Source organism: Coleofasciculus sp., assembly GCF_046539235.1.
Taxonomy (GTDB): domain Bacteria; phylum Cyanobacteriota; class Cyanobacteriia; order Cyanobacteriales; family Coleofasciculaceae; genus Coleofasciculus.
Map to the genome: position 1 here is coordinate 1 of NZ_JBKHHI010000391.1, position 6,296 is coordinate 6,296.

Annotated in this window: 5 protein-coding genes; all 5 read left to right on the forward strand. The window is 44.1% G+C overall.

All coding sequences use genetic code 11. The features are described from left to right. The first annotated feature begins 272 nt into the window (after positions 1 to 272). The 5 genes from ACLFWI_RS24930 (at position 273) to ACLFWI_RS24950 (ending at position 6,068) form a co-directional block, all read left to right on the forward strand. A complete protein-coding gene (locus ACLFWI_RS24930) occupies positions 273 to 662 on the forward strand; it encodes a hypothetical protein (RefSeq protein WP_446415160.1) in 390 nt (129 codons plus the stop codon). Positions 663 to 1,007: 345 nt separating this feature from the next. Then, entirely contained in the window at positions 1,008 to 1,841 is an 834-nt protein-coding gene (locus ACLFWI_RS24935; protein WP_446415161.1) for a PEP-CTERM sorting domain-containing protein, read from the forward strand. A 296-nt stretch (positions 1,842 to 2,137) separates the two neighbouring features. Beyond that, positions 2,138 to 2,917 carry a PEP-CTERM sorting domain-containing protein gene (locus ACLFWI_RS24940; RefSeq protein WP_446415162.1) on the forward strand — a complete coding sequence of 260 codons (780 nt, stop codon included), beginning with the start codon at positions 2,138 to 2,140 and terminating at the stop codon, positions 2,915 to 2,917. A 198-nt stretch (positions 2,918 to 3,115) separates the two neighbouring features. After that, a complete protein-coding gene (locus ACLFWI_RS24945) occupies positions 3,116 to 4,015 on the forward strand; it encodes a hypothetical protein (RefSeq protein WP_446415163.1) in 900 nt (299 codons plus the stop codon). 106 nt (positions 4,016 to 4,121) lie between these two features. Beyond that, the gene (locus ACLFWI_RS24950; protein WP_446415164.1) at positions 4,122 to 6,068 is read left to right on the forward strand and encodes an Hsp70 family protein; all 1,947 of its coding nucleotides are present in this window, start codon (positions 4,122 to 4,124) and stop codon (positions 6,066 to 6,068) included. Positions 6,069 to 6,296: the final 228 nt, after the last annotated feature.

A 6,296-nucleotide genomic window follows, 5' to 3' on the forward strand; every position in this document is an offset into this window, starting at 1 on the left:
TCACAAACCGCAATTTCCACCTGTAGCCAGGTTTTGAACTTATAGGTATCCGTCCAGAGTTCGCCCATTTCAGGCAAGGTATAGCGCTCGATCAATGCCTGCATACGCCCAATACAACCGTCATATTGTACAACTGTGCTTTGGTTTATTCCATTTTTTTTGATGTTGGATTGTAAAAGCTTTGTAAATTGGTTATATAAGTCAGCCTTTCTGGACAGGTATCTTTAGGACTTGCAGGATAGACTAGCAAAAGTACCTATGGCAATATTTTCATGTTTGATCTCACTTCCATACTTGAATTTTCCCGCGCCCATTGTGTGGCGATTTGTGGGGGGTTAGTTCCCCTTAACTTACTGCTGACGCTACAGACTATGATTTTGACGGGACTCCAGCGCCCTCAACGTCAGGTACGGTTTGCGGCTGTACTTGCTTATATTCCGGCTGGGGTGATGGTATTCCATGTTTGGACATGGTTGATGATTGGGGTAGTGATGGCGCCTACATTCATCTTGTTAGGGTTAGCTTGTATCTGTGTGGGAATTAATCTCTGGGCAAGTCTTTTCCCGCAAACGATGGCGAGTTTACTGCGAGGAGGGTGGTTCTGGGTGATGAGGCGTATCCGCCATTCCCATAAGGGTGGTGATTCTGTGGTTGTTTCTTAAGTTCAAAGGACAAGATCCCCGATTTCCCTGAGAAGTCGGGGATTTGGCTGGTGCTAATCGCGCCAGTTGCCCAACCCCTCGGTAATTACCTACGTCAATTACTAAGTCAGGCGTGACTTTATCTGACCTTTAACTCTCTGCAACGCTTGTTTTTCCTGGTTTTGAGCCGTTTTCGGTCTGGGGGTTCGTGGTGAAGTTTTGAGAATGTTTGTTGAATATTCATAAAAACTTTATATAAATACTGAGTTTTGGGGCTACATCTTTACCAAAACTTCATCCACTTGAAGCTTGATCAGATTAATATCTATCTATAGAGACAAATTTACATCTACTTCAAGAGAGTTTATGATGAGTCAAGCATTTATAAAGTCTACTCAACAATTATCGATAGCTGCGGCAGTAGGAGCGATCGCTGCGACTACATTAAGTGTTAATCCCGCCAGTGCTTTTTCAATTACAACGGGCGGTCAAGCTAAAGGTAGTCCGGCTGGAATTGAAGGACTAACCACTACTGTACCTAATGCAAGAGTCATTACTTTCAACGAAGCTGATGCAATTCCTGGTGTTGATTTTACAAACGTTAGTAATGTTAATCAACAAGGTGCTGACTATGATCCAGGAGACGCTTTAGTTATCACTAACGGTGGCGCTTTTGTTAATCAAACAGGTGCTATTCCCTATTCCGGTCCTCCTACTGGGTTTACAAACAACGAATCAGCGTACCTTTCACTTCCTACAAATAATAACAATGGTGTAAGTCAAGTTACCATTACGTTACCTACACTGTCAAACTACTGGGGTTTACACTGGGGTTCTATGGATGATGCAAGTGCTAACACTCCTGCTAACCAGATTGAATTTTTGCGAGATGGTACAGTCTTAGCGACATTTACCCCAGATAATTTAACAGCTTTGGGTCTAGATGTAGAAGCTGGAGGCGGTCCTGGGAACCAAGGACTTGCAAGAGCGAATCCCTACGTTAATTTCTTTTCTGATAACTCAGACGAATGGTTTAACGGAGTACGGCTGACTCAACTGGGTAATAATAATAATATTGCCTTTGAAAGCGACAACCACGCTTATCGTCCAGTTCCCGAACCGCTGACGATTCTAGGTTCCGGTTTGGCTTTAGGATTTGGGGCTATCTTCAAAAAACAACAGTCACGGCGTCGCCAGTAGATTCACTCCTTTGTGATCACGCTGGCTTCTTTGTAGAGACGTTGCATGCAACGTCTCTACAATGTTTGTTGTGTGGATGACTGAAAATAATTTATAGACATTAGATTTTTCCTCAGATCCCCGACTTCGCTAAAGCAAGGGAAATTTTGCTTTTACCAAATCTTTATATAAATGCTGATATTAAAGCGGCTATCTTCACTAAAGTTTCACCTAAAAGCAAACTTTATTAAATTAACATCTACCTAGAGGAACAAATAAAGTTCTCTTTATAAAGACTAGATGAGCTTGATAAACCGATGACAATTAATAAGGATGCATCAGTCATCACTACCGTGGCAGCTACCGCGACGGCTATGATAGGTGTTATTTCCCTGAGTGGGTTTACAATTACAACGGGTGGTGAACTCAAAGGCAGCCCAGCCGGAAGTGAGGGACTGACTACCAGTAGACCCGGTGCTGTGGTTATCGATTTCAATGATGCGCCAGACCTTGACTTTACCACGGTGGGTACTGTTAATCAAAAAGGAGCAACTTACACGCCAGACGAGACTTTAGTTATCAATAACGGTGGCGCACTTGTACCAACAACAGGGGCGGTTCCCTTTTCCGGTCTGACTCAGAATAACACATCAGCTTACCTATCACTGCCAACAAATTCTCAGGATAATGTAGGCACAAACCAAGTCTCGATTCAGTTACCTAAACCCTCCAACTATTGGGGTATGCACTGGGGTTCCATGGATGCGAGTAACCAAATTGAATTTTTCCGGGGCGATACAAGTTTAGCCCGGTTTACGCCCGATGATTTTGTCAGTTTGGGAGTAGGTCCCGGCGCTGGGAGTGATAATCAAACGGAGGCGGCTAACAATCCTTATATGAATTTCTCGGCTGAGGGATCACAGCAATGGTTTGATCAGGTGGTGCTGACTCAACGGGGTGATGATGAAACCCTCGCTTTTGAAAGCGACAACCACGCTTATGATTCTGTACCTGAACCGCTGACTATTCTGGGATCAGGTTTGGCTTTGGGATTTGGGGCTATCTTCAAGAAACAACAGTCACGGCGGCGCCAGTAGATTCACTCCTTTGTGATCACGCTGGCTTCTTTGTAGAGACGTTGCATGCAACGTCTCTACAATGTTGTTGGGATGGCTTCATATCCAGAGGTTTACCTAGAATGAACCATCAACGATAAGCTTAGGAGTGTATTCCACACAACCAAGAACTGCTTTAGGCTATCACTTAGAAGCAGTGCGACAGTCTCAAAATAGGCGATGACCACATTACTAACGCTTTTTAGCAAACAACGGCAGGAACTGCAAGGCGCGATCGATAAAACGACGAATCCAGAACAGGTGGTGATGCTGGTGCAAAACCAACTCAACACTCTCGAAAGCAGTTACATTGGGGGACTGAGTGTCTCTCAAGTGCGTCTGGCGGCTTTTTTCCTGGATGCACTGCGCCAGTCTGTGGCGACGCTAGCGGCGGCGAATCCAACCAACCCGATGCGGGTTACCACCCCAGAACCGGAGTCTGAGGACCAAACAGGGCGACGGTTGTCTCCCAAACGCCTAATTCTCAAAGTTCTCCAGGGACTTATCTGTATCGGTATCTTGGATTCCCTGTTCAACTTGAGTTCCGATGCGCCAGGGGCGTGGCTGGATATTTTGCTGATGGCGTTGCTGGTTGGGCTTGAGGTTGTCTCCCAACTGGAGAAAAGTTCTCTAGAAAACCCTTCAGACAAGCCTGAATCAATAGCCTCTCAGCTTACCCTGCGAATCGATAGTCAAGTCTTGTTAGACAACATAGCAGAAGCTCTCAATACTATTGATTTAGCCGTTGCTCAAGCCCAAGATGGGAAGAAAACCGTCGAGGAGAATGCAATTGAGGAACAACCTGAATTATTAAATCTGCTACAACGGTTGATAGGCGCATCTTTTCTAGAAAAGCCCCAGATGGCGCTAGAACTGACTAAACTTATACCCCAAATTTTGATCGAGCAGGGTATTGAAGCCAAACTCTATCAACCGGATGATGTCAAAAGTCATCGGGAGTATTTTGACTTCGAGCCAAGTATCAACCCCAATGCTAAAGAGTATATTACAATCGCGCCCGCTTTAGTCAAAGGCGATCGCTTATTGCGGCGGGGACGGGTAATTGAACCGAGACGCTAATAAATAATTAATTATGACTGATGTAGTTTCCTTGACCAACTCTGAACACAACGAAAGTATTTCAACCCTAAACACGTCCCCATTATCTCCTATTATTCCAGATAATATGCACGTTTTAGAGACCATTGGATTTGATTTAGGACACGGTGAAACAGCCGTGGCTAAAGCGCTAGTGGAGAGCATTGATCCCCCAGAAATGCTGGAGGTGAATAATAAGAAGGTGCAAATTACCGCCTTGGGCTGGCATCCTGATTTAGGTTATTTGGTGGGGGAACAGGCTTTAATTCAAGTGGGTGTAACTCAACTGGATATTGCCTTCAAACAAAAACCGAATCCGGATTTAGATTACCGCAAAACCATCCGCCATTTTCTAGAAACATATTACCATATTTTACAAAAAAGCAAACAACTAGAAGGAGAGGAAAAGAGCCATTTTTTCGTCGGTTGTCCCTCTGGCTGGTCAAAGCGCGATCGCCAAGAGTACCAAACAATATGTAAAGCAGCCGGAATTCCCCGACTCAGCGTGGTTCCCGAATCACGGGCGGCTTTTATGCAGGCAAAGGAAGCGGGGAAGCTAGATTATGATAAGCTCAAATCGGCGGTACTAATTATTGATATTGGATCGTCTACAACCGATTTTACGTTAGTCAAGAGTTTACATGAAATTCCCCTAGATTTTGGTAGTAATACCTTAGGAGCATTTCTGATTGACAAGGCAATTTTTGAGCGAACCGTGGCGAACTATGAAGATACCGCCTTATTAAAATGGGTGTTTGAGGAATATCCCCATCATAAAGCTCGTTGTCTCTTGGCTAGCCGTAAAGCTAAAGAAGATTATTTTTCTAACGAACAAGTCTATAGCCATCCCCAATCCTTTGCCCGTGGCTTTGAATCGATTAACGAACAGATTTATTTTATCCCCCAAGTCAATAAATCTGTCATGACGGAGATATTGAATCAACCGTTAACGGAATTGGATGGGAAAAGTTGGATTGAATCATTTCAGGAGTCAGTGATTGAGGCAAAAGAAACTTTGGCTGAACAAGGGATAACTCCAAAAGTTGTATTAATGACAGGGGGCGCATCACGGATGCAATTTACCCGTCAGATTTGCGATGAAATTTTCCCCGAACCCGCTACCCAGGTGCGCCCTGATCCTGAACCAGAACGGTGTATCGCCCTGGGATTAGCACGAGTGGGACGCTGGGATTTACGGGCGGAAGCGTTTAAAAAAGAAGTGGATCAAAGGTTTGATTCGCAGAAACTAAAATCAATTATTGAACGACATATTCCTGAGTTAATTGAACTGTTAATTAAACCGCTATCTCAGGGGTTAATTGACAACGCCGTTAAACCAAGTTTACAAGACTGGCGCATGAATAAGATCCGGACATTAGGTGACTTAGAAACTCGGATGAAGCAGAAGGCGGAGGCGTGGATTAAACATGATGCTATGGGGAATAATGGCACTGAATCTGCACGACAGATTGTCAAAAATCAATCAATTACTTGGTTTAACAGCAAGATTCAACCCGAATTATCGGTGGAAACTGACCCAATTTGTCAAAAATATCAGATACCCCGAAGCAGTTTACGATTTGAAGAAGGGATTGATCCGGATGTCGTGAACCCAGAAATCTCTGTGGGCGATGCTATCTTGGCGGATGCCGTGTTATTAATTGTCAATCTCGTGATTGGTGGAGGAACAGTTGGTGGAATTATTGCCTTGATTTTAACTGGACATTTGGCTTGGCCCCTGTTAGTCATTTATGGGATTTCGGTACTGGCGGCTGGTGTAGAAATCACGCGCAGCAAAACCCAGGAAGCGATTAAAACCAAGTTAGATATTCCCGGCTGGAGTCGTCAGTTTCTGTTGAATGACAATAAGATTAACTCGACATGTGAGCAAATGAAGCCCGAGTTAGAGAAGGTGTTTCGAGAACAACTGATTGAGAATCAAGAAACCTTTGATGAATTAATTAATAAAGTAGGGCGAGAGTTGAAAAAAGCCCTCAATGCGAAGGCACAAGAGGCAGTAATTTTGATTCAGTAGAGAACATCCGGAAATAATAACCCTGCAGTCTTTGGAGTTTAGGAAAAATTTGTAGGGGCGGGTTTAGGGATTCAATTAGATAGTCACCGATAACGGAACAACAAAACCCGCCCTCCTCACCGATAACGGAACAACAAAACCCGCCCTCCTCACCGATAAAGAAATAAACAACAAAACCCGCCCTGATTCATTCCAGGGTTCAATGACCAATGACTAATGACCTTTACC